Here is a 23349-nt window from a genome sequence, read left to right as displayed (position 1 = left end):
CCCGTCCGATCATCGGCAACATTTCATGTCGTCGATGACCGTTCGGGGCTTGCCGGGGCCCTGCCCTGTACTTAGTTACCGCTGGAATTCAGCGCTTCGGTCAGTGCGGCTTCCACCTCACTGGCGCTCACACGCAGCGGTTTGTCGGCATCACGGCGACGCTTGCGCTCGCTGTGGTAGGCCAGACCAGTACCGGCCGGGATCAGACGACCCACGACCACGTTCTCTTTCAGGCCGCGCAGGTAGTCGCGCTTGCCGGTTACCGCCGCTTCGGTCAGTACGCGGGTGGTTTCCTGGAAGGAAGCCGCGGAGATGAACGACTCGGTCGACAGCGACGCCTTGGTGATACCCAGCAGCACGCGGGTGAACTTGGAGACGAACTTGTCCTCGGCGGCGAGACGCTCGTTCTCTACCAGTACCTGGGTCAGTTCCATCTGGTCGCCCTTGATGAAGCTGGAATCGCCCGACTCGGAGATCTCGACCTTGCGCAGCATCTGACGCAGGATGGTCTCGATGTGCTTGTCGTTGATCTTAACGCCTTGCAGACGGTAAACGTCCTGGATCTCGTTGACGATGTACTTCGCCAGCGCGCTCACACCCAGCAGACGCAGGATGTCGTGCGGATCGCTCGGGCCGTCGGAGATAACTTCGCCGCGGTTTACCTGTTCGCCTTCGAAGACGTTCAGGTGGCGCCACTTCGGAATCAGCTCTTCGTACGGATCGCTACCGTCGGTCGGGGTGATGACCAGACGACGCTTGCCCTTGGTCTCCTTACCGAACGCGATGGTGCCGCTGACTTCAGCCAGAATCGAGGCTTCTTTCGGACGGCGCGCTTCGAACAGGTCGGCAACGCGCGGCAGACCACCGGTGATGTCACGGGTCTTCGACGTTTCTTGCGGGATACGCGCGATAACGTCACCAACACCGATCTGGGCACCGTCAGCCACACCGACGAGGGCGTTGGCCGGCAGGAAGTACTGGGCAGGTACGTCGGTACCTGGCAGGTACAGGTCCTTGCCAGAAGCGTCGACCATCTTGATCGCCGGACGGATTTCCTTACCAGCGGCAGGGCGATCCTTGACGTCCAGAACTTCAATGTTGGTCAAACCGGTCAATTCGTCGGTCTGACGCTTGATGGTGATGCCTTCTTCCATGCCCACGAAGGTCACGGTACCTTTCAGTTCGGTAACGATCGGGTGGGTGTGCGGGTCCCACTTGGCGACGATGGCGCCAGCTTCGACCTTGTCACCTTCCTTGACCGAAATCACCGCACCGTAAGGCAGCTTGTAGCGCTCACGCTCACGACCGAACTCGTCGGCAATGGCCAACTCGCCCGAACGCGATACGGCAACAAGGTTGCCATCAGCACGCTCTACCTGCTTCAGGTTGTGCAGACGCACCATACCGCCGTTCTTCACCTGGACGCTGTCGGCAGCCGAGGTACGGCTCGCAGCACCACCGATGTGGAACGTACGCATGGTCAGCTGGGTACCCGGCTCACCGATCGACTGGGCAGCGATAACGCCGACAGCTTCACCGATGTTCACCTGGTGACCGCGAGCCAGGTCACGACCGTAGCACTTGGCGCAGATGCCGTAGCGGGTTTCGCAGTTGATCGGCGAACGCACGACCACTTCGTCGATGCTGTTCAGCTCGATGAACTCGACCCACTTCTCGTCAACCAGGGTACCGGCCGGAACGATGACGTCCTCGGTGCCTGGCTTGAACACGTCACGGGCGATGACACGACCCAGTACACGCTCACCCAGCGGCTCTACAACGTCGCCGCCTTCGATGTGCGGGGTCATCAGCAGGCCCTGGTCGGTGCCGCAGTCGATCTCGGTAACCACCAGATCCTGGGCAACGTCTACCAGACGACGAGTCAGGTAACCGGAGTTCGCAGTCTTCAGTGCGGTATCCGCCAGACCCTTACGAGCACCGTGGGTCGAAATGAAGTACTGCAGAACGCTCAGACCTTCACGGAAGTTCGCGGTGATCGGCGTCTCGATGATGGAGCCGTCCGGCTTGGCCATCAGGCCACGCATACCGGCCAGCTGACGGATCTGGGCTGCCGAACCACGCGCACCAGAGTCAGCCATCATGTACATCGAGTTGAAGGACTCTTGCTCGACTTCCTTGCCTTCGCGGTCGATGACCTTCTCTTTCGAGAGGTTGGCCATCATCGCCTTGGACACTTCGTCGTTCGCCTTCGACCACAAGTCGATGACCTTGTTGTACTTCTCGCCCTGGGTTACCAGGCCGGAGGCGTACTGACTCTCGATTTCCTTCACTTCGTCGGTAGCGGTACCGATGATGCGGGCTTTCTCGTCCGGGATAACGAAGTCGTTAACACCGATGGAAACGCCGGAAATGGTCGAGTAAGCGAAACCGGTGTACATCAGCTGGTCAGCGAAGATAACGGTCTCTTTCAGACCAACCACGCGGTAGCACTGGTTGATCAGCTTGGAGATCGCCTTCTTCTTCATCGGCTGGTTGACCACGTCGTACGGCAGGCCTGCCGGTACAACCTGGAACAGCAGCGCACGGCCGACGGTGGTGTCGACGATGCGGGTGTTCTTGACCACGGAACCGTCACGCTCTTTCACGGTTTCGTTGATACGAACCTTGATTTTCGCGTGCAGGGCAGCCTCGCCGGCGCGGAATACGCGGTCGACTTCCTGCAGGTCGGCGAACACGCGACCTTCGCCCTTGGCGTTGATGGCTTCACGGGTCATGTAGTACAGACCCAGTACCACGTCCTGCGACGGAACGATGATTGGCTCACCGTTGGCTGGCGACAGGATGTTGTTGGTCGACATCATCAGCGCGCGCGCTTCGAGCTGGGCTTCCAGGGTCAGCGGCACGTGAACGGCCATCTGGTCACCGTCGAAGTCGGCGTTGTACGCGGCACAGACCAGCGGGTGCAGCTGGATAGCCTTACCTTCGATCAGAACCGGTTCAAAGGCCTGGATACCCAGACGGTGCAGGGTCGGTGCACGGTTGAGCAGCACGGGGTGTTCGCGGATCACCTCGGCGAGCACGTCCCACACCTCTGGCAGCTCGCGCTCGACCATCTTCTTGGCAGCCTTGATGGTGGTCGCCAGACCACGCATTTCCAGCTTGCCGAAAATGAACGGCTTGAACAGCTCGAGGGCCATCTTCTTCGGCAGACCGCACTGGTGCAGACGCAGGGTCGGGCCTACGGTAATTACCGAACGGCCGGAGTAGTCCACACGCTTACCGAGCAGGTTCTGACGGAAGCGACCTTGCTTACCTTTGATCATGTCGGCCAGGGACTTCAGCGGACGCTTGTTCGAGCCAGTGATGGCGCGACCGCGACGGCCGTTGTCCAGCAGGGCGTCGACCGCTTCCTGCAGCATGCGCTTTTCGTTGCGCACGATGATGTCCGGCGCCGACAGATCCAGCAGGCGCTTCAGACGGTTGTTACGGTTGATCACCCGACGATACAGGTCGTTCAGGTCGGAGGTCGCGAAGCGGCCACCATCCAGCGGAACCAGCGGACGCAGGTCCGGCGGCAGCACTGGCAGGACGGTCAGGACCATCCACTCAGGCAGGTTGCCCGAGCCCTGGAACGCTTCCATCAGCTTCAGGCGCTTGGACAGCTTCTTGATCTTGGTTTCCGAGTTGGTCTGCGGAATTTCTTCGCGCAGGCGACCGATCTCGTGCTCCAGGTCGATAGCATGCAGCAGCTCGCGAACAGCCTCGGCACCCATGCGAGCGTCGAAGTCGTCACCGAACTCTTCCAGCGCTTCGAAGTACTGCTCGTCGTTCAGCAGCTGGCCCTTTTCCAGGGTGGTCATGCCCGGATCGATAACGACGTAGCTCTCGAAGTAGAGCACGCGCTCGATGTCACGCAGGGTCATGTCCATCAGCAGGCCGATACGGGACGGCAGCGATTTCAGGAACCAGATGTGGGCAACCGGCGAGGCCAGTTCGATGTGCGCCATGCGCTCACGACGAACTTTTGCCAGGGCAACTTCAACGCCGCACTTCTCGCAGATCACGCCGCGGTGCTTGAGGCGCTTGTACTTGCCGCACAGGCACTCGTAGTCCTTGACTGGGCCAAAGATCTTGGCGCAGAACAGGCCGTCACGCTCAGGCTTGAACGTACGGTAGTTGATGGTTTCCGGCTTCTTAACTTCACCGAACGACCACGAACGGATCATTTCAGGCGACGCCAGACCGATGCGGATGGCGTCGAACTCTTCGACTTGACCCTGGTTTTTCAGCAAATTCAGTAGGTCTTTCAAGGCCTTTCCTCCTGGCGGAGCAGGGAGCGGGCATTACCTGCCCCACTCCCCTTCGCGTCACGTGTTATTCGGTTTCCAGATCGATATCGATACCGAGCGAACGGATCTCTTTGATCAACACGTTGAAGGACTCGGGCATGCCCGGCTCCATACGGTGATCGCCATCCACGATGTTCTTGTACATCTTGGTACGGCCGTTCACGTCGTCCGACTTCACTGTGAGCATTTCTTGCAGGGTGTATGCCGCGCCGTATGCTTCCAGCGCCCACACTTCCATCTCCCCGAAACGCTGACCACCGAACTGCGCCTTACCACCCAGCGGCTGCTGGGTAACCAGGCTGTAGGAACCAGTGGAACGCGCGTGCATCTTGTCGTCCACCAAGTGGTTCAGCTTGAGCATGTACATGTAACCAACGGTCACAGGACGCTCGAACTTGTTGCCGGTACGGCCATCGAAAAGCACCATCTGGCCGCTCTCTGGCAGGTCGGCCAGCTTCAGCATGGCCTTGATCTCGCGCTCCTTGGCACCGTCGAAGACCGGGGTAGCCATTGGCACGCCCTTCTTCAGGTTGTGGGCCAGGGCCAGGATCTCTTCGTCGGTGAACTCGTCCAGGTTTTCCTGGCGACCGCCGATCTCGTTGTAGACCTCAGTCAGGAACACGCGCAGTTCAGCGGCCTTGCGCTGCTCTTCGATCATGCGGTCGATCTTCTCGCCCAAGCCCTTGGCCGCCAGGCCCAGGTGGGTTTCGAGGATCTGACCGACGTTCATACGCGAAGGTACACCCAGCGGGTTCAGTACGACATCGACCGGAGTACCGTTGGCGTCGTGCGGCATGTCTTCGACCGGCATGATTACCGAGACAACACCCTTGTTACCGTGACGACCGGCCATCTTGTCACCCGGCTGGATGCGACGGCGGATTGCCAGGTAGACCTTGACGATCTTCAGTACGCCCGGTGCCAGGTCATCGCCCTGCTGCAGCTTGCGCTTCTTGTCTTCGAACTTGTCGTCCAGCAGACGGCGACGATCGACGATGTACTGCTGAGCCTTTTCCAGCTGCTCGTTCAGTGCATCTTCGGCCATGCGCAGTTTGAACCACTGGCCGTGCTCCAGACCGTCCAGCACTTCGTCAGTGATCACGGTGCCTTTCTTCAGGCCCGCGCCACCGTCGACCACCTGGCCGTTCAGGGCAGAACGCAGACGCTCGAAGGTTGCACCTTCGACGATGCGGAACTCTTCGTTGAGGTCCTTGCGGATCTCGTCCAGCTGCATCTTCTCGATGGCCAGGGCGCGGCTGTCGCGCTCGACGCCATCACGGGTGAAGACCTGTACGTCGATGACGGTACCCTTGGTGCCGGTTGGCACGCGCAGGGAGGTGTCCTTAACGTCGCTGGCCTTCTCACCGAAGATTGCGCGCAGCAGTTTTTCTTCCGGAGTCAGCTGGGTTTCGCCTTTTGGCGTTACCTTGCCGACCAGGATGTCGCCAGCGCCGACTTCGGCACCCACGTAGACGATACCGGCTTCGTCCAGCTTGTTCAGTGCGGCTTCACCCACGTTCGGGATGTCCGCAGTGATTTCCTCTGGGCCAAGCTTGGTGTCACGCGCCACACAGGTCAGTTCCTGGATGTGGATGGTGGTGAAGCGGTCTTCCTGGACCACACGCTCGGACAGGCAGATGGAGTCTTCGAAGTTGAAACCGTTCCACGCCATGAACGCGATGCGCATGTTCTGACCCAGTGCCAGCTCACCCATGTCGGTGGACGGGCCGTCGGCCATGATGTCGCCACGCTGAACCTTGTCACCCTTGCTCACCAGCGGACGCTGGTTGATGCAGGTGTTCTGGTTCGAACGGGTGTACTTGGTCAGGTTGTAGATATCCACACCTGCTTCGCCGGTTTCCACTTCGTCGTCGGCAACGCGAACAACGATACGGCTGGCGTCGACCGAGTCGATCACACCACCGCGGCGAGCAACCACGCAGACACCGGAGTCACGGGCAACGTTGCGCTCCATGCCGGTACCTACCAGCGGCTTGTCGGCGCGCAGGGTCGGTACAGCCTGACGCTGCATGTTCGAACCCATCAATGCACGGTTGGCGTCGTCGTGCTCGAGGAACGGAATCAGCGACGCAGCGACGGAAACAACCTGCTTCGGCGAAACGTCCATCAGGGTGACGTCTTCCGGCGCCTTGACGGTGAATTCGTTCAGGTGACGAACAGCTACCAGCTCATCGATCAGCTGCTTCTTCTCGTTCATCGCGGCCGAAGCCTGGGCGATGACGTGATCCGCTTCTTCAATAGCCGACAGGAACACGATGTCGTCGCTGACCACGCCTTCCTTCACCACGCGGTACGGGCTTTCCAGGAAGCCGTACTGGTTGGTGCGGGCATAGGCTGCCAGGGAGTTGATCAGACCGATGTTCGGACCTTCAGGGGTCTCGATCGGGCACACACGGCCGTAGTGGGTCGGGTGTACGTCACGGACTTCGAAGCCGGCACGCTCACGGGTCAGACCGCCTGGGCCGAGTGCGGAGACGCGGCGCTTGTGGGTGATCTCGGAGAGCGGGTTGTTCTGGTCCATGAACTGGGACAGCTGGCTGGAGCCGAAGAACTCTTTCACCGCCGCCGCAACCGGCTTGGCGTTGATCAGGTCTTGCGGCATCAGGCCTTCGCTTTCCGCCATCGACAGGCGTTCCTTGACCGCGCGCTCGACACGCACCAGGCCAACGCGGAACTGGTTCTCGGCCATCTCGCCGACGCAACGTACGCGACGGTTACCCAGGTGGTCGATGTCGTCGACGATGCCTTTGCCGTTACGGATGTCGACCAGGGTCTTCAGAACCTCGACGATATCTTCCTTGCTCAGCACGCCCGAACCTTCGATCTCGGTACGACCGATACGACGGTTGAACTTCATGCGGCCAACGGCGGACAGGTCGTAACGCTCGGCGCTGAAGAACAGGTTGTTGAACAGGGTCTCGGCAGCATCCTTGGTTGGCGGCTCGCCAGGACGCATCATGCGGTAGATCTCGACCAGGGCTTCCAGCTGGTTGCTGGTGGTGTCGATCTTCAGGGTGTCGGAGATGAACGGACCGCAATCGATGTCGTTGGTGTACAGGGTCTCGATACGGACGACCTGTGCCTTGGCGACCTTGATCAGCAGTTCGGTGGTCATCTCGGTGTTGCATTCGGCCAGGATCTCGCCGGTAGCCGGATGCACGATGGCCTTGGCGGTGGTGCGGCCCAGGACGTATTCCATAGGAACGTCCAGCTGCTTGACGCCGGCCTTCTCGAGCTGGTTGATGTGGCGCGCGGTAATACGGCGGCCCTGCTCGACGATGACTTTACCGGTTTCGTCATGGATATCCATGACCGCAACCTCACCACGCAGACGCTGCGGCACCAGTTCCAGGCTGAGTTTCTCGCCGGAAATGTGGAAGACGTTGGTGGTGTAGAAGGTGTTCAGCACTTCTTCAGTGCTGTAACCCAGCGCACGCAGCAGCACCGAGGCCGGCAGTTTGCGGCGACGGTCGATACGTACGAACACGCAGTCCTTCGGGTCGAACTCGAAGTCCAGCCACGAACCGCGGTAAGGGATGATGCGAGCGGAGTACAGCAGCTTGCCGGAGCTGTGAGTCTTGCCACGGTCGTGGTCGAAGAACACACCAGGCGAACGGTGCAGCTGGGAAACGATCACACGCTCGGTACCGTTGATTACGAAGGTACCGTTCTCAGTCATCAGGGGGATTTCACCCATGTAGACTTCTTGCTCTTTGATGTCCTTGATCGCTTTGTTCGACGATTCCTTGTCGAAGATGATCAGGCGCACCTTGACCCGCAGTGGGACCGCGAAGGTCACGCCACGCAGGACACATTCCTTCACATCGAAGGCGGGTTCGCCCAGGCGATAGCCTACGTACTCCAGGGCAGCATTGCCGGAGTAGCTGATGATCGGAAATACCGATTTGAAGGCCGCGTGCAGGCCGACGTCGCGGAACTGATCCTTGGATGCTCCCGCTTGCAGGAATTCGCGATACGAATCCAGCTGGATGGCCAGGAGGTAAGGCACATCCATGACGTCCGGCAACTTGCTAAAGTCCTTGCGGATACGTTTTTTCTCAGTGTATGAGTAAGCCATCAGCGTTCCCCAGCTTGGTCACCTGCTTGTTTGGCTTCTCCCGGCGGGAGCAGCCAGAAAATCGTGCAAACCCCTTGGTTTGCGCCACCCACATGGGTGTCTTGCAGCTTGTTATCGGGGCCGGCCTGACCGGCCACCAATAACGGAAAAAGGCCGGTGGCATAAGCCACCAGCCATCAGCCCTTCGCTCAACGCTCGGACTGGAGTCGCAAGGTCGAGATTACTTCAGCTCGACTTTAGCGCCAGCTTCTTCCAGCTTCTTCTTCGCGTCTTCAGCGGCTTCTTTCGAAACGCCTTCAGCGATAACCTGAGGAGCGCCGTCGACTTTCTCTTTGGCTTCTTTCAGGCCCAGACCGGTCAGTTCACGAACGGCCTTGATCACGTTTACTTTCTTGTCGCCAGCTTCGGTCAGAACGACGTTGAACTCGGTCTGCTCTTCAGCAGCAGCGGCAGCAACAGCTGGGCCAGCGGCAACAGCGGCAGCAGCGGTAACGCCGAAGGTTTCTTCCATCGCTTTGATCAGTTCAACAATTTCCAGAACAGTTTTCTGGCCGATCGCTTCGATGATTTGTTCGTTAGTCAGAGACATGACTTAAATCCTGTATTGGGGTGACAGCCTACGCAGCCATCAAATTAAACGTATGATTTTGAAAGAGGTGCGCGTGCCTTAGGCAGCAGCAGCTTCTTTCTGGTCGCGCAGAGCTGCCAGGGTACGAGCCAGCTTGCTGGTTGCACCTTGGATCACGCTCATCAGCTGTGCGATAGCCTCGTCGCGAGTTGGCAGGGTTGCCAGCACGTCGATCTGGTTAGCGGCAAGGAACTTGCCGTCAAACGCAGCTGCCTTGATCTCGAACTTGTCCTGACCCTTGGCGAACTCTTTGAACAGACGAGCAGCAGCGCCCGGGTGTTCGTTGGAGAAAGCAATCAGGGTCGGGCCTTTGAACGCGTCGTTGAGGATCGAGAATTCGGTGCCTTCAACAGCGCGCTTCAGCAGGGTGTTACGTACGACACGTACGTAAACGCCAGCTTCGCGGGCCTCTTTACGGAGTCCGGTCATTGCGCCTACAGTCACACCACGGGCATCAGCCACGACAGCGGACAGAGCGACTTTGGCAGCCTCGTTGACTTCAGCGACGATGGCCTTCTTGTCTTCGAGTTTAATTGCCACGGGTTTACTCCTGGTTTCTACCGTTTCATCTGGCCGAAGCCGGATGTCGTTTTGGTGTCTGATTCGGTAACGAATCGGGAGCACCATCTGCGTGGGCTGGTGTTTTAAGGCTTGCGCCGCCTACGGTCTTGGATAGCCCCCGCCAGGCAGGGACCCCAATTTTTGCTGGTGGCGCGACAGGTCGCGCCACCAAGTTCTTACACGTTCAGCGAGCTCTGATCGATGACCAGACCTGGGCCCATGGTGGTGCTCAGGGTAACGCGCTTGACGTAGATACCTTTCGAGGAAGCTGGCTTGATACGCTTCAGATCAGCGATCAGGGCTTCAACGTTTTCCTTCAGCTTGCCAGCTTCGAAGCCGACCTTGCCAACGGAGGTGTGGATGATACCGTTCTTGTCGGTACGGTAGCGAACCTGACCAGCCTTGGCGTTCTTGACGGCGCCGGCTACGTCTGGGGTCACGGTACCAACTTTCGGGTTAGGCATCAGGCCGCGAGGACCCAGAACCTGACCCAGCTGACCTACGACACGCATGGCATCAGGCGATGCGATGACGACGTCATAGTTCAGGTCGCCGCCTTTCATTTCGGCAGCCAGATCGTCCATACCTACGCGGTCAGCGCCGGCAGCCAGAGCGGCTTCAGCAGCTGGGCCCTGGGTGAAGACGGCAACGCGAACGGTCTTGCCAGTGCCGTGTGGCAGCACAGTAGCGCTACGTACGACCTGGTCGGATTTACGCGGGTCAACACCGAGGTTAACGGCGATGTCGTAGGACTCTACGAACTTGGCAGCCGGCAGCGAAGCCAGCAGAGTGGCCGCTTCTTCGAAGTTGTAGGCCTTGCCTGCTTCGATTTTCTCGGCGATTGCCTTTTGGCGTTTGGTCAGCTTAGCCATTACACACCCTCCACGTTCAGGCCCATGCTGCGGGCAGAGCCAGCGATGGTGCGTACAGCAGCGTCCAGGTCAGCGGCAGTCAGGTCAGCCTGTTTGGCTTTCGCGATGTCTTCCAGCTGAGCACGGGTAACGGTACCGACTTTAACGGTGTTCGGACGAGCCGAACCACTGGTCAGGCCAGCAGCTTTCTTCAGCAGAACCGAGGCAGGGGTGCTCTTGGTCTCGAAGGTGAAGCTACGGTCGCTGTAGACAGTGATGATCACAGGAGTCGGCAGACCGGCTTCTTGACCCTGGGTACGGGCGTTGAAGGCCTTGCAGAATTCCATGATGTTCACACCGTGTTGACCCAGTGCTGGACCAACGGGTGGGCTTGGGTTGGCCTGGCCGGCCTTAACTTGCAGCTTGATGTAAGCCTGAATCTTCTTAGCCATGAGCTACTCCAATATCGGGTACGAACGCCTGATGGCTCCCCGGATGACTTGCGTTTTATCCCAGTGACGACAAAACCCCGCAGCACACAGGGCTGCGGGGTATGGGATGCTTTGTCCGCCTAGACCTTTTCGACCTGGCTGAACTCGAGCTCCACCGGAGTAGAGCGACCGAAAATGAGTACCGCCACCTGCAGGCGACTCTTTTCGTAGTTAACCTCTTCGACACTACCATTGAAGTCAGCGAACGGACCGTCAATGACTCGAACCACTTCACCCGGCTCGAACAGCGTCTTCGGCTTCGGCTTGTCGCTACCGTCAGCAACGCGACGCAGGATAGCCTCAGCTTCTTTATCGGTGATCGGCGCAGGCTTGTCTGCAGTACCGCCAATAAAGCCCATCACACGAGGGGTGTCCTTGACCAAGTGCCAAGTCCCTTCGTTCATCTCCATCTGGACCAGTACATAGCCAGGGAAGAATTTACGCTCACTCTTGCGCTTCTGGCCGTTGCGCATTTCGACGACTTCTTCGGTCGGGACCAGGATCTCGCCGAAATCGTCTTCCATGCCAGCCAGCTTGACGCGCTCGATCAGGGAGCGCATTACATGCTTCTCGTAACCCGAGTAAGCATGCACAACATACCAACGCTTAGCCACGGGACACCTTTAGCCAACGATCAAGGAGACCGCCCAGCCGAGCAGGGAATCAAGACCCCACAGCAGCAGTGCCATAACCAGCACGACAGCCACGACAATCAGCGTGGTCTGGGTGGTTTCCTGGCGGGTCGGCCACACGACTTTACGAATCTCGGTACGAGCTTCCTTCGCCAGCGCAAAGAACGACTTGCCCTTCGCAGTCTGCAGAGCTACAAAGCCCGCGACAGCAGCCAGGACGAGAAGTGCGAGGACGCGATACAGGATCGGGGAGGCGGAGTAATACTGATTACCCACTACGCCGACAACCACCAAAGCCACTACAGCCAGCCACTTGAACAGATCAAAACGCGATTCTTGGGCTTCAGTTTTGGGAGTCATCGAGGAGGATCCTGTGAGAAGAAAGCCATCACACCGAGGTGAAATGGCAGGTCAGGAGGGAATCGAACCCCCAACCTACGGTTTTGGAGACCGTCGCTCTGCCAATTGAGCTACTGACCTGTAACGCTGTATCAGGCCGGCCATTATACCGGCCTGATCAAGTAAATCAACTACTTATTCAATAATTTTTGCTACGACGCCGGCGCCGACGGTACGACCGCCTTCACGGATAGCGAAGCGCAGACCGTCTTCCATTGCGATGGTCTTGATCAGGGTGACAGTCATCTGAATGTTGTCACCTGGCATTACCATTTCAACGCCTTCCGGCAGTTCGCAGTTACCGGTCACGTCAGTGGTACGGAAGTAGAACTGAGGACGGTAGCCTTTGAAGAACGGAGTGTGACGACCGCCTTCTTCCTTCGACAGAACGTAGACTTCTGCGGTGAACTTGGTGTGCGGCTTGACCGAACCTGGCTTGACCAGAACCTGGCCACGCTCAACGTCGTCACGCTTGGTACCACGCAGCAGAACGCCGCAGTTCTCGCCAGCACGGCCTTCGTCCAGCAGCTTGCGGAACATTTCGACACCGGTGCAGGTGGTGGTCGAAGTTTCACGCAGACCAACGATTTCCAGCGGATCCTGAACGCGGACGATACCACGCTCGATACGACCGGTAACAACGGTACCACGACCCGAGATCGAGAATACGTCTTCGATCGGCATCAGGAACGGCTGGTCAACGGCACGAACTGGCTCAGGGATATAGGCATCCAGAGTTTCTACCAGCTTCTTGACAGCGGTAGTACCCATTTCGTTGTCGTCTTTGCCTTCCAGGGCCATACGAGCCGAACCGATGATGATCGGGGTGTCGTCGCCTGGGAAGTCGTAGGTGGACAGCAGGTCGCGAACTTCCATCTCGACCAGTTCCAGCAGCTCAGCGTCGTCTACCAGGTCAGCCTTGTTCAGGAAGACCACGATGTAAGGAACGCCTACCTGACGGGACAGCAGGATGTGCTCACGGGTTTGTGGCATCGGACCATCGGCGGCCGAGCAAACCAGGATCGCGCCGTCCATCTGGGCAGCACCGGTGATCATGTTCTTCACGTAGTCAGCGTGACCTGGGCAGTCAACGTGAGCGTAGTGACGAATGTTCGAGTTGTACTCGACGTGAGCGGTGTTGATGGTGATACCGCGCGCTTTTTCTTCCGGAGCCGAGTCGATCTTGTCGAACTCAACGACTGCCGAACCGAAAACTTCGGAGCAGACGCGAGTCAGAGCTGCGGTCAGAGTGGTCTTACCGTGGTCAACGTGGCCGATAGTGCCGACGTTAACGTGGGGAAGGGAACGATCAAACTTTTCCTTAGCCATCGATACAATCCTCCGCAGAAGAAATAGTCTTGCGCTGATAAAACAAAGGCAGATATTTTCATATCTGCCTTGTTTATATGGAGCTCTTGAGCGGACTTGAACCGCTGACCTCACCCTTACCAAGGGTGTGCTCTACCAACTGAGCTACAAGAGCGAAACACTTTGTGCAAAATCCAGCAAACTTGGAGCGGGTAGCGGGAATCGAACCCGCATCATCAGCTTGGAAGGCTGAGGTTCTACCACTAAACTATACCCGCGGAGCTTGCGGCTCTCGCTAAAACTGGTGGAGGGAGAAGGATTCGAACCTTCGAAGCTCTCGCAACGGATTTACAGTCCGTCCCCTTTGACCGCTCGGGAATCCCTCCAGATGTGGCCGGCATTCTATTTGTCTGCCGTCCCAGTGTCAAGCGTTTTTTCAAATTTTTTCAATCAAATCTGAAACTTAGCTGCTTTGACACCGCTTCCAGTTCTGCCACCTGAGTGGTGTTCCCTGTGAAGCGGGCGCCATTCTATCAAGCTATTCGCCAGTTGCAATACCCTGGCAGAAAATAATTTTGTGTTTTAAGTCTTTGAAATCGTTGGAAAGAGTCGCGAGGACGGTTTGGTCCAGCAAACGCTCGCTTTCCGGGGCAACCTTGAGCCAACGACCATCTGCACCAGGCAACTGCCCTACCACCGGCAGCGTGGCGATATCCAGGCTCAACAGGCGCTGACGCAGTGCATCGAGTTGGCCCTGCCCCGTTACACCGCCCACTACCAGACACTCATCCCGGCGCTTGGGTGGCGCCGACACACCCGTTTCACGCAACAGGCGAATCTCTTGCTGACTCCCCTTGTACAGCGACAAGGGTGCGACTTCCTTGACCTTCAGCGGGGCTTCCTGCTGGTGCCACACGTAATAGAAGACGTTGAGCACCAGTAACAGCAGAAACAACCAACGCATAGGCACCTCAATCCAATGGGCAGGCCATGGCCAGGCCTACGAAAACCAGGTCAGGCACGACACGCGCCTGCGGCACGGCCTCCCTTACCAGCGGCGCGTCGCCACCTGTAAGGAATACCGTGAAATCCTCCCCCCACAACGTACGTGCCTGCTCGAGCTGGGTACGCGCAAAACCCTGGAGCATCAACACGCAACCGCGCTCGACGGCCTCGACAGTCGAGCGCCCTGGCGCAAGGCTGGCCAATGCACGCTCGGCGGAGGCATCGTCATAACGGATACGCCGGGTGTGGGTACGCAACTGGCTACGCATCAATGGCATACCCGGGCAGATGTAGCCACCCAGGTGCTCGCCGTCCGCCGCAACGAAATCCGCTTTTGCAGCGGTCCCCAGATCAATCACCAGGCAGGCGCCCTTGGCCAGGTGAAATGCTCCCAGCGCCGCCAACCAACGGTCCATGCCCAGGCGCTGGTAGTCGTCATAGCCATTGCGCACACCTGCCATTTCCTGGGCCGGGTGCGCCACACGGGCCTGCACTGCAAACGCCTGGGCAATCATCGCGCAAAGCGCGTCGTTTTCTTCCTCACTGCGCACACTGACAATGCGGCAGCCGGTAAGACGCACCGAAGCCAGTGCAGCCACTTCGGCCACCAGCGCCTGATCGGAATCGACGATACCACCGCTTTCAATCGCCGCATCAGCAACATGGATTACCCGCCACTTGATGAAGCTGTTACCGCAATCGAGCTCAAGAATCATCACGCAACCTCAAACTGAGCTCACCACCACTGAAGCTCTTTTCCACCCCGTCCACCTCAAGGCGCAAGCCGCCCTGCCCGTCGACGCCAAGAACCACGCCATCAATGCGCGTACTACCCGCAACCAGAGAAACCTTGCAGCCCTGCCAGAGATGCGCCTGCTCCCATTCTTCCTGGAATGCGGCAAAACCGTAGCGACGATGCCGTGCCAATTCGTGTTGCAGCTGCTGACTGAGTAACGCTACCAGCCGGTTACGGTCGATTGTCGCACCCACCTCACGCCGCATCGAGGTCCACACCTGGTCGACCTGATCGTTGGTCTGCATGTTCACATTGATGCCGATACCCAGCACCACATGACAGACATCTGCCGGGTCACCCACCAACTCCAGGAGAATGCCGGTGATCTTCTGCCCCCGAACGAGGACATCGTTGGGCCATTTGAGCCCCACATCCTTTACCCCGAACGCCTGCAGGGTACGCATTACTGCCAACCCCACCACCAGGCTCAAGCCCTCAAGCTGGCGCATGCCACCATCCACACGGAGTACCAGGCTGTAATAGAGGTTTTCGGCAAACGGGCTGACCCACTGCCGACCGCGCCGACCACGGCCAGCGCTCTGGCGCTCGGCCAGGACCAAAAATGGAGCGGTCTGCCCTTCCCCGGCGAGCCGCAGGCCTTCGGCGTTAGTCGAATCGATGGTTTCATGGATGAAAACGGGCCACTGCTCGCCTTCGGCAAACCCGGCGATCGCCTGGGCATCGAGCAAAGCCAGTGGCGCTGCCAGCTGGTAGCCGCGCCCACGAACCTTGTGAATGGTGAGGTTCAGCTCGCTCTCCAGGTGCTGCAGCTGCTTCCAAACGGCGCTGCGACTCACCCCGAGGGCTGCCCCCAGAGCTTCTCCGGAATGGAACCGACCATCCTTGAGGAGATTCAACAACTTCAGCATGCCAGTCTCGACTTGGAATAAGGCAGGCATGATAGCTATGGGCTGTTGGCTTGCATAGGAAAAGGGCCTGCCAGCAGGGCGAAGGGCCCGCGCCGAATCTGTGAGAGCTGCTTTAGCGGCGAAGCAGACGACGCGGAGGATGGCACCGGCTTTGCCGGTGTTCGCGGGTGAACCCGCTCCCACAGGGGGCGCGTATGCCCGGGAGTTTTTTGCGCCACAAAGACAAAACCCCTACCTGCAGGCGCAGATAGGGGTTTTGCGAAATGAATCTTGACGATGACCTACTCTCACATGGGGAAACCCCACACTACCATCGGCGATGCATCGTTTCACTGCTGAGTTCGGGATGGGATCAGGTGGTTCCAATGCTCTATGGTCGTCAAGAAATTCTGTTGCCAGAATGTCCAGATGGACAGCCCAGCGAATTCGGATATGTGATCTTGTGAAGTTGCGAACTTTCGGTTCTTTCGTCTTCACCACCGCAATCTGCGCTAGCAAATTGCTTGGGTGTTATATGGTCAAGCCTCACGGGCAATTAGTATTGGTTAGCTCAACGCCTCACAGCGCTTACACACCCAACCTATCAACGTCGTAGTCTTCGACGGCCCTTTAGGGGATTCAAGATCCCAGTGAGATCTCATCTTGAGGCAAGTTTCCCGCTTAGATGCTTTCAGCGGTTATCTCTTCCGAACATAGCTACCCGGCAATGCCACTGGCGTGACAACCGGAACACCAGAGGTTCGTCCACTCCGGTCCTCTCGTACTAGGAGCAGCCCCTCTCAAATCTCAAACGTCCACGGCAGATAGGGACCGAACTGTCTCACGACGTTCTAAACCCAGCTCGCGTACCACTTTAAATGGCGAACAGCCATACCCTTGGGACCGGCTTCAGCCCCAGGATGTGATGAGCCGACATCGAGGTGCCAAACACCGCCGTCGATATGAACTCTTGGGCGGTATCAGCCTGTTATCCCCGGAGTACCTTTTATCCGTTGAGCGATGGCCCTTCCATACAGAACCACCGGATCACTAAGACCTACTTTCGTACCTGCTCGACGTGTTTGTCTCGCAGTCAAGCGCGCTTTTGCCTTTATACTCTACGACCGATTTCCGACCGGTCTGAGCGCACCTTCGTACTCCTCCGTTACTCTTTGGGAGGAGACCGCCCCAGTCAAACTACCCACCATACACTGTCCTCGATCCGGATAACGGACCTGAGTTAGAACCTCAAAGTTGCCAGGGTGGTATTTCAAGGATGGCTCCATGAGAACTGGCGTCCCCACTTCAAAGCCTCCCACCTATCCTACACAAGCAAATTCAAAGTCCAGTGCAAAGCTATAGTAAAGGTTCACGGGGTCTTTCCGTCTAGCCGCGGATACACTGCATCTTCACAGCGATTTCAATTTCACTGAGTCTCGGGTGGAGACAGCGCCGCCATCGTTACGCCATTCGTGCAGGTCGGAACTTACCCGACAAGGAATTTCGCTACCTTAGGACCGTTATAGTTACGGCCGCCGTTTACCGGGGCTTCGATCAAGAGCTTCGCTTGCGCTAACCCCATCAATTAACCTTCCGGCACCGGGCAGGCGTCACACCCTATACGTCCACTTTCGTGTTTGCAGAGTGCTGTGTTTTTAATAAACAGTCGCAGCGGCCTGGTATCTTCGACCGGCATGGGCTTACGGAGCAAGTCCTTCACCCTCGCCGGCGCACCTTCTCCCGAAGTTACGGTGCCATTTTGCCTAGTTCCTTCACCCGAGTTCTCTCAAGCGCCTTGGTATTCTCTACCTAACCACCTGTGTCGGTTTGGGGTACGGTTCCCAGTTATCTGAAGCTTAGGAGCTTTTCTTGGAAGCATGGTATCAACCACTTCGTCGCCTAGAGGCAACTCGTCATCAGCTCTCGGCCTTGAAATCCCGGATTTGCCTAAGATTTCAGCCTACCACCTTAAACCTGGACAACCAACGCCAGGCTGGCCTAACCTTCTCCGTCCCTCCATCGCAATAACTGGAAGTACAGGAATATTAACCTGTTTTCCATCGACTACGCTTTTCAGCCTCGCCTTAGGGACCGACTAACCCTGCGTCGATTAACGTTGCGCAGGAAACCTTGGTCTTTCGGCGTGCGAGTTTTTCACTCGCATTGTCGTTACTCATGTCAGCATTCGCACTTCTGATACCTCCAGCAAGCTTCTCAACTCACCTTCACAGGCTTACAGAACGCTCCTCTACCGCGTCATCAAAGATGACACCCGTAGCTTCGGTGCATGGTTTGAGCCCCGTTACATCTTCCGCGCAGGCCGACTCGACTAGTGAGCTATTACGCTTTCTTTAAAGGGTGGCTGCTTCTAAGCCAACCTCCTAGCTGTCTAAGCCTTCCCACATCGTTTCCCACTTAACCATGACTTTGGGACCTTAGCTGACGGTCTGGGTTGTTTCCCTTTTCACGACGGACGTTAGCACCCGCCGTGTGTCTCCCATGCTCGGCACTTCCAGGTATTCGGAGTTTGCATCGGTTTGGTAAGTCGGGATGACCCCCTAGCCGAAACAGTGCTCTACCCCCTGGAGTGATACATGAGGCGCTACCTAAATAGCTTTCGAGGAGAACCAGCTATCTCCGAGCTTGATTAGCCTTTCACTCCGATCCACAGGTCATCCGCTAACTTTTCAACGGTAGTCGGTTCGGTCCTCCAGTCAGTGTTACCTAACCTTCAACCTGCCCATGGATAGATCGCCCGGTTTCGGGTCTATACCCAGCGACTAAACGCCCTATTAAGACTCGCTTTCGCTACGCCTCCCCTATTCGGTTAAGCTCGCCACTGAATATAAGTCGCTGACCCATTATACAAAAGGTACGCAGTCACCTAACAAAGTAGGCTCCCACTGCTTGTACGCATACGGTTTCAGGTTCTATTTCACTCCCCTCTCCGGGGTTCTTTTCGCCTTTCCCTCACGGTACTGGTTCACTATCGGTCAGTCAGTAGTATTTAGCCTTGGAGGATGGTCCCCCCATATTCAGACAAAGTTTCTCGTGCTCCGTCCTACTCGATTTCATTGACAAGAGATTTTCGTGTACGGGGCTATCACCCACTATGGCCGCACTTTCCAGAGCGTTCCACTAATCTCAAATCAACTTAAGGGCTGGTCCCCGTTCGCTCGCCACTACTAAGGGAATCTCGGTTGATTTCTTTTCCTCAGGGTACTTAGATGTTTCAGTTCCCCTGGTTCGCCTCTTGCACCTATGTATTCAGTACAAGATACTCAGCTTATGCTGAGTGGGTTCCCCCATTCAGAGATCTCTGGATCACAGTCTGTTTGCCGACTCCCCAAAGCTTATCGCAGGCTACCACGTCTTTCATCGCCTCTGACTGCCAAGGCATCCACCGTATGCGCTTCTTCACTTGACCATATAACCCCAAGCAATCTGGTTATACTGTGAAGACGACATTCGCCGAAAATTCGCATGTTGCTCTTTCGAGCAGAACTCACAAATTTTACCTTAGCCTGATTAACCAGCAGTGAAACTGGCCATCAGTCTATATCTATCACATATCCGAATTTTTAAAGAACGATCTGACAAAAGCCAGAAATCAACATTCGAAGCGAATGCTCATTTCTGAGTTTGATCAAGTAAAGCAAGTGGTGGAGCCAAGCGGGATCGAACCGCTGACCTCCTGCGTGCAAGGCAGGCGCTCTCCCAGCTGAGCTATGGCCCCGTGTATTCTACGGCTGAACCATGTAATGGTAGGTCTGGGCAGATTTGAACTGCCGACCTCACCCTTATCAGGGGTGCGCTCTAACCAACTGAGCTACAGACCTATAACAGGGTCGCGTTACAGCATCGTCTTTTACAATGAATCAAGCAATTCGTGTGGGAGCTCATCAGCAGGCTGATGTCGTCGATTAAGGAGGTGATCCAGCCGCAGGTTCCCCTACGGCTACCTTGTTACGACTTCACCCCAGTCATGAATCACACCGTGGTAACCGTCCCCCCGAAGGTTAGACTAGCTACTTCTGGTGCAACCCACTCCCATGGTGTGACGGGCGGTGTGTACAAGGCCCGGGAACGTATTCACCGCGACATTCTGATTCGCGATTACTAGCGATTCCGACTTCACGCAGTCGAGTTGCAGACTGCGATCCGGACTACGATCGGTTTTGTGAGATTAGCTCCACCTCGCGGCTTGGCAACCCTCTGTACCGACCATTGTAGCACGTGTGTAGCCCAGGCCGTAAGGGCCATGATGACTTGACGTCATCCCCACCTTCCTCCGGTTTGTCACCGGCAGTCTCCTTAGAGTGCCCACCATAACGTGCTGGTAACTAAGGACAAGGGTTGCGCTCGTTACGGGACTTAACCCAACATCTCACGACACGAGCTGACGACAGCCATGCAGCACCTGTGTCAGAGTTCCCGAAGGCACCAATCCATCTCTGGAAAGTTCTCTGCATGTCAAGGCCTGGTAAGGTTCTTCGCGTTGCTTCGAATTAAACCACATGCTCCACCGCTTGTGCGGGCCCCCGTCAATTCATTTGAGTTTTAACCTTGCGGCCGTACTCCCCAGGCGGTCAACTTAATGCGTTAGCTGCGCCACTAAAATCTCAAGGATTCCAACGGCTAGTTGACATCGTTTACGGCGTGGACTACCAGGGTATCTAATCCTGTTTGCTCCCCACGCTTTCGCACCTCAGTGTCAGTATCAGTCCAGGTGGTCGCCTTCGCCACTGGTGTTCCTTCCTATATCTACGCATTTCACCGCTACACAGGAAATTCCACCACCCTCTACCGTACTCTAGCTCGCCAGTTTTGGATGCAGTTCCCAGGTTGAGCCCGGGGCTTTCACATCCAACTTAACGAACCACCTACGCGCGCTTTACGCCCAGTAATTCCGATTAACGCTTGCACCCTCTGTATTACCGCGGCTGCTGGCACAGAGTTAGCCGGTGCTTATTCTGTCGGTAACGTCAAAACAGCAAGGTATTAACTTACTGCCCTTCCTCCCAACTTAAAGTGCTTTACAATCCGAAGACCTTCTTCACACACGCGGCATGGCTGGATCAGGCTTTCGCCCATTGTCCAATATTCCCCACTGCTGCCTCCCGTAGGAGTCTGGACCGTGTCTCAGTTCCAGTGTGACTGATCATCCTCTCAGACCAGTTACGGATCGTCGCCTTGGTGAGCCATTACCCCACCAACTAGCTAATCCGACCTAGGCTCATCTGATAGCGCAAGGCCCGAAGGTCCCCTGCTTTCTCCCGTAGGACGTATGCGGTATTAGCGTTCCTTTCGAAACGTTGTCCCCCACTACCAGGCAGATTCCTAGGCATTACTCACCCGTCCGCCGCTGAATCAAGGAGCAAGCTCCCGTCATCCGCTCGACTTGCATGTGTTAGGCCTGCCGCCAGCGTTCAATCTGAGCCATGATCAAACTCTTCAGTTCAATACTGCTTGGGTTTTTAAGAAACCCTAAACTTGGCTCAGCAATCTCAAATGACTATGTGATTTCTCGCATGGTCACTTGTGATGCTGATAATTTTTGTGACTATCAGTCCGTACTCACAAGCACCCACACGAATTGCTTGATTCGATTTGTTAAAGAGCGTTTGGTCAAGAGCCTTTCGTCTCAACCGAGGCGCGCATTCTACGCTTTCCTCATTTGCTGTCAAGCGTTTATTTTGAAGTTTTTTGCGAGAAACTCGTTTGACTTCAAACACTTGACTCAACAGGGTGGCTGGCTTTGCTTCGCTACCGTGTTGGAGTGGTGCGCATTATAGGGCGGCTTTTCAGGAGGTCAACCTTTAATTTCAATAATTTAGAATCTTTTTGGAGAAGACCGCATCAGGGCCGCCAGGTGCTCGCCACAACACCTTCAGCGCCTATGAGATCGAGCGCCGCCCGCGCGGCGCTCGATCTCATAGGCGCCAGAGGAGCAAAGACAGGCACCCCCACAGCCAATACCCTCTCAAGACAGGCCCATAGCCGCCCTGACGCACCCCACAACCAAAAGCCAAACCCCAAAAACAAAACGGGGAGGCCTACCGGCCTCCCCGCTTCTATATAGCTACACCCAAAGCCAATCACTCAGCCTTCAAGGTAACCCGCGCAAACGACTTCTTGCCCGCCTGGCACACATGCGTCGCACCCAGCGCAAACATGAATTCGCGATCAACCACCACACCATCAACCTTGACCGCACCACCACTCAGCAAGTCCCGCGCCTGCGCCGAGTTCTTCACCAGGCCAGCCCGGTTCAGCACGGCAGCAATCGGCAGGCTTTCCGCCGCAGCCACTTCGACTTCCGGCAGGTCTTCCGGCAGCTCACCTTCCTTCATACGGTTACCCGCAGCGCGGTGAGCATTGGCCGCAGCCTCCTCACCATGGAAGCGCGCAACGATCTCTTCGGCCAGCTTGATCTTGATGTCCCGCGGGTTGGCGCCATTGGCAACATCGGCACGGAACTGCTCGATCTCTTCCATCGAACGGAAGCTCAGCAGCTCGAAGTAGCGCCACATCAACGTATCCGGGATCGATACCAGCTTGCTGTACATCACCCCCGGCGCTTCCTGGATACCTACATAGTTACCCAGCGACTTGGACATCTTCTTCACACCGTCGAGCCCTTCGAGCAGCGGCATGGTCACGATGTTCTGCGCTTCCTGGCCATAGGCGCGCTGCAGTTCGCGCCCCATCAGCAGGTTGAACTTCTGGTCAGTACCACCCAGCTCGACATCCGCCTTCAGCGCCACCGAATCATAGCCCTGCACCAGCGGGTACAGGAACTCGTGGATGGCGATCGGCTGGTTGGTAGTGTAGCGCTTGTCGAAATCATCGCGCTCGAGCATGCGCGCCACGGTGTACTGCGACGCCAGACGAATGAAGTCGGCCGGGGTCAGCTTGTCCATCCAGGTGGAGTTGAACGCGACCTCGGTCTTGGCCGGGTCGAGGATCTTGAACACTTGCTGCTTGTAGGTCTCGGCGTTTTCCAGCACCTGCTCGCGGGTCAGCGGCGGGCGCGTGGCGCTCTTGCCGCTCGGGTCGCCGATCATGCCGGTGAAGTCACCGATCAGGAAGATGACCTGGTGCCCCAGATCCTGGAACTGGCGCAGCTTGTTGATCAGCACCGTGTGCCCAAGGTGCAGGTCAGGCGCGGTCGGGTCGAAGCCGGCCTTGATGCGCAGAGGTTGGCCGCGCTTGAGCTTCTCCACCAGTTCCGACTCGACCAGTACTTCTTCCGCACCGCGCTTGATAAGCGCCAGCTGCTCTTCAACCGACTTCATAGACAAACCCGCAAGGCTCAGATTCAGGGGGAGCCAACCATACAAGATCGGCCGTCAATTACAAGTTTCGCAAAGGAATGTGACCCGAACACAGGCTTGCGGCGTCTACGCGCCCTTGCGTGA

Annotated in this window: 13 protein-coding genes, 6 tRNA genes and 3 rRNA genes; all 22 read right to left on the bottom strand. The window is 57.1% G+C overall.

The features are described from left to right. Positions 1 to 71: 71 nt before the first annotated feature. Complete coding sequence (gene rpoC, locus MKK04_RS02180) at positions 72 to 4271, bottom strand: DNA-directed RNA polymerase subunit beta' (RefSeq protein ID WP_063911036.1); 4200 nt, start codon at positions 4269 to 4271, stop codon at positions 72 to 74. Between the two features lie 64 nt (positions 4272 to 4335). Then, complete coding sequence (gene rpoB / locus MKK04_RS02175; RefSeq protein WP_013970631.1) at positions 4336 to 8409, bottom strand: DNA-directed RNA polymerase subunit beta; 4074 nt, start codon at positions 8407 to 8409, stop codon at positions 4336 to 4338. 220 nt (positions 8410 to 8629) lie between these two features. Continuing rightward, positions 8630 to 8998, bottom strand: coding sequence for a 50S ribosomal protein L7/L12 (gene rplL / locus MKK04_RS02170; RefSeq protein ID WP_011531883.1), 369 nt, complete (start codon positions 8996 to 8998; stop codon positions 8630 to 8632). A gap of 78 nt (positions 8999 to 9076) precedes the next feature. Further along, positions 9077 to 9577 (bottom strand): 50S ribosomal protein L10, encoded by a 501-nt coding sequence (gene rplJ, locus MKK04_RS02165; protein WP_003257082.1) that lies wholly within the window; start codon positions 9575 to 9577, stop codon positions 9077 to 9079. A 197-nt stretch (positions 9578 to 9774) separates the two neighbouring features. Then, positions 9775 to 10470, bottom strand: coding sequence for a 50S ribosomal protein L1 (rplA, locus tag MKK04_RS02160; protein ID WP_013970629.1), 696 nt, complete (start codon positions 10468 to 10470; stop codon positions 9775 to 9777). Continuing rightward, entirely contained in the window at positions 10470 to 10901 is a 432-nt protein-coding gene (gene rplK, locus MKK04_RS02155; protein WP_003255500.1) for a 50S ribosomal protein L11, read from the bottom strand. Before rplK ends, rplA begins: the two co-directional genes overlap by 1 nt. A gap of 119 nt (positions 10902 to 11020) precedes the next feature. Continuing rightward, positions 11021 to 11554 carry a transcription termination/antitermination protein NusG gene (nusG, locus tag MKK04_RS02150; RefSeq protein WP_207832719.1) on the bottom strand — a complete coding sequence of 178 codons (534 nt, stop codon included), beginning with the start codon at positions 11552 to 11554 and terminating at the stop codon, positions 11021 to 11023. A 9-nt stretch (positions 11555 to 11563) separates the two neighbouring features. Beyond that, positions 11564 to 11932, bottom strand: coding sequence for a preprotein translocase subunit SecE (secE, locus tag MKK04_RS02145; protein ID WP_003257081.1), 369 nt, complete (start codon positions 11930 to 11932; stop codon positions 11564 to 11566). 44 nt (positions 11933 to 11976) lie between these two features. Next, positions 11977 to 12052: transfer RNA gene (locus MKK04_RS02140), tRNA-Trp, on the bottom strand. A 54-nt stretch (positions 12053 to 12106) separates the two neighbouring features. Continuing rightward, the gene (tuf, locus tag MKK04_RS02135) at positions 12107 to 13300 is read right to left on the bottom strand and encodes an elongation factor Tu (protein ID WP_023382632.1); all 1194 of its coding nucleotides are present in this window, start codon (positions 13298 to 13300) and stop codon (positions 12107 to 12109) included. Between the two features lie 78 nt (positions 13301 to 13378). Beyond that, positions 13379 to 13454: transfer RNA gene (locus MKK04_RS02130), tRNA-Thr, on the bottom strand. 29 nt (positions 13455 to 13483) lie between these two features. Further along, positions 13484 to 13557 (bottom strand) — tRNA-Gly (locus MKK04_RS02125). A gap of 24 nt (positions 13558 to 13581) precedes the next feature. Further along, a tRNA-Tyr gene (locus MKK04_RS02120) sits at positions 13582 to 13665 on the bottom strand. Positions 13666 to 13817: 152 nt separating this feature from the next. Continuing rightward, positions 13818 to 14243 carry a hypothetical protein gene (locus MKK04_RS02115; protein WP_207832717.1) on the bottom strand — a complete coding sequence of 142 codons (426 nt, stop codon included), beginning with the start codon at positions 14241 to 14243 and terminating at the stop codon, positions 13818 to 13820. A gap of 7 nt (positions 14244 to 14250) precedes the next feature. Further along, positions 14251 to 15000 carry a pantothenate kinase gene (locus MKK04_RS02110; RefSeq protein ID WP_207832715.1) on the bottom strand — a complete coding sequence of 250 codons (750 nt, stop codon included), beginning with the start codon at positions 14998 to 15000 and terminating at the stop codon, positions 14251 to 14253. Further along, positions 14990 to 15949, bottom strand: a complete 960-nt coding sequence (gene birA, locus MKK04_RS02105; protein ID WP_207832713.1) for a bifunctional biotin--[acetyl-CoA-carboxylase] ligase/biotin operon repressor BirA — start codon at positions 15947 to 15949, stop codon at positions 14990 to 14992. The genes MKK04_RS02110 and birA overlap by 11 nt, the downstream gene beginning before the upstream one ends. Before the next feature lie 268 nt (positions 15950 to 16217). Continuing rightward, positions 16218 to 16333, bottom strand: a 5S ribosomal RNA gene (gene rrf, locus MKK04_RS02100). Positions 16334 to 16463: 130 nt separating this feature from the next. Next, a 23S ribosomal RNA gene (locus tag MKK04_RS02095) occupies positions 16464 to 19355 on the bottom strand. A 233-nt stretch (positions 19356 to 19588) separates the two neighbouring features. Next, positions 19589 to 19664 (bottom strand) — tRNA-Ala (locus MKK04_RS02090). 26 nt (positions 19665 to 19690) lie between these two features. Next, a tRNA-Ile gene (locus tag MKK04_RS02085) sits at positions 19691 to 19767 on the bottom strand. A gap of 85 nt (positions 19768 to 19852) precedes the next feature. After that, a 16S ribosomal RNA gene (locus MKK04_RS02080) occupies positions 19853 to 21389 on the bottom strand. The 16S, 23S and 5S rRNA genes sit together here with 2 tRNA genes alongside, the layout of an rRNA operon. A gap of 637 nt (positions 21390 to 22026) precedes the next feature. Beyond that, positions 22027 to 23226 (bottom strand): tyrosine--tRNA ligase, encoded by a 1200-nt coding sequence (tyrS, locus tag MKK04_RS02075; protein WP_207834264.1) that lies wholly within the window; start codon positions 23224 to 23226, stop codon positions 22027 to 22029. Positions 23227 to 23349 lie beyond the last annotated feature (123 nt).

It is taken from the genome of Pseudomonas sp. LS.1a (assembly GCF_022533585.1).
In the GTDB taxonomy this organism is placed as follows: Bacteria; Pseudomonadota; Gammaproteobacteria; order Pseudomonadales; family Pseudomonadaceae; genus Aquipseudomonas.
The sequence above is the reverse complement of the archived record's forward strand: the minus strand, read 5'-3'. Positions and strand labels throughout refer to the sequence as shown.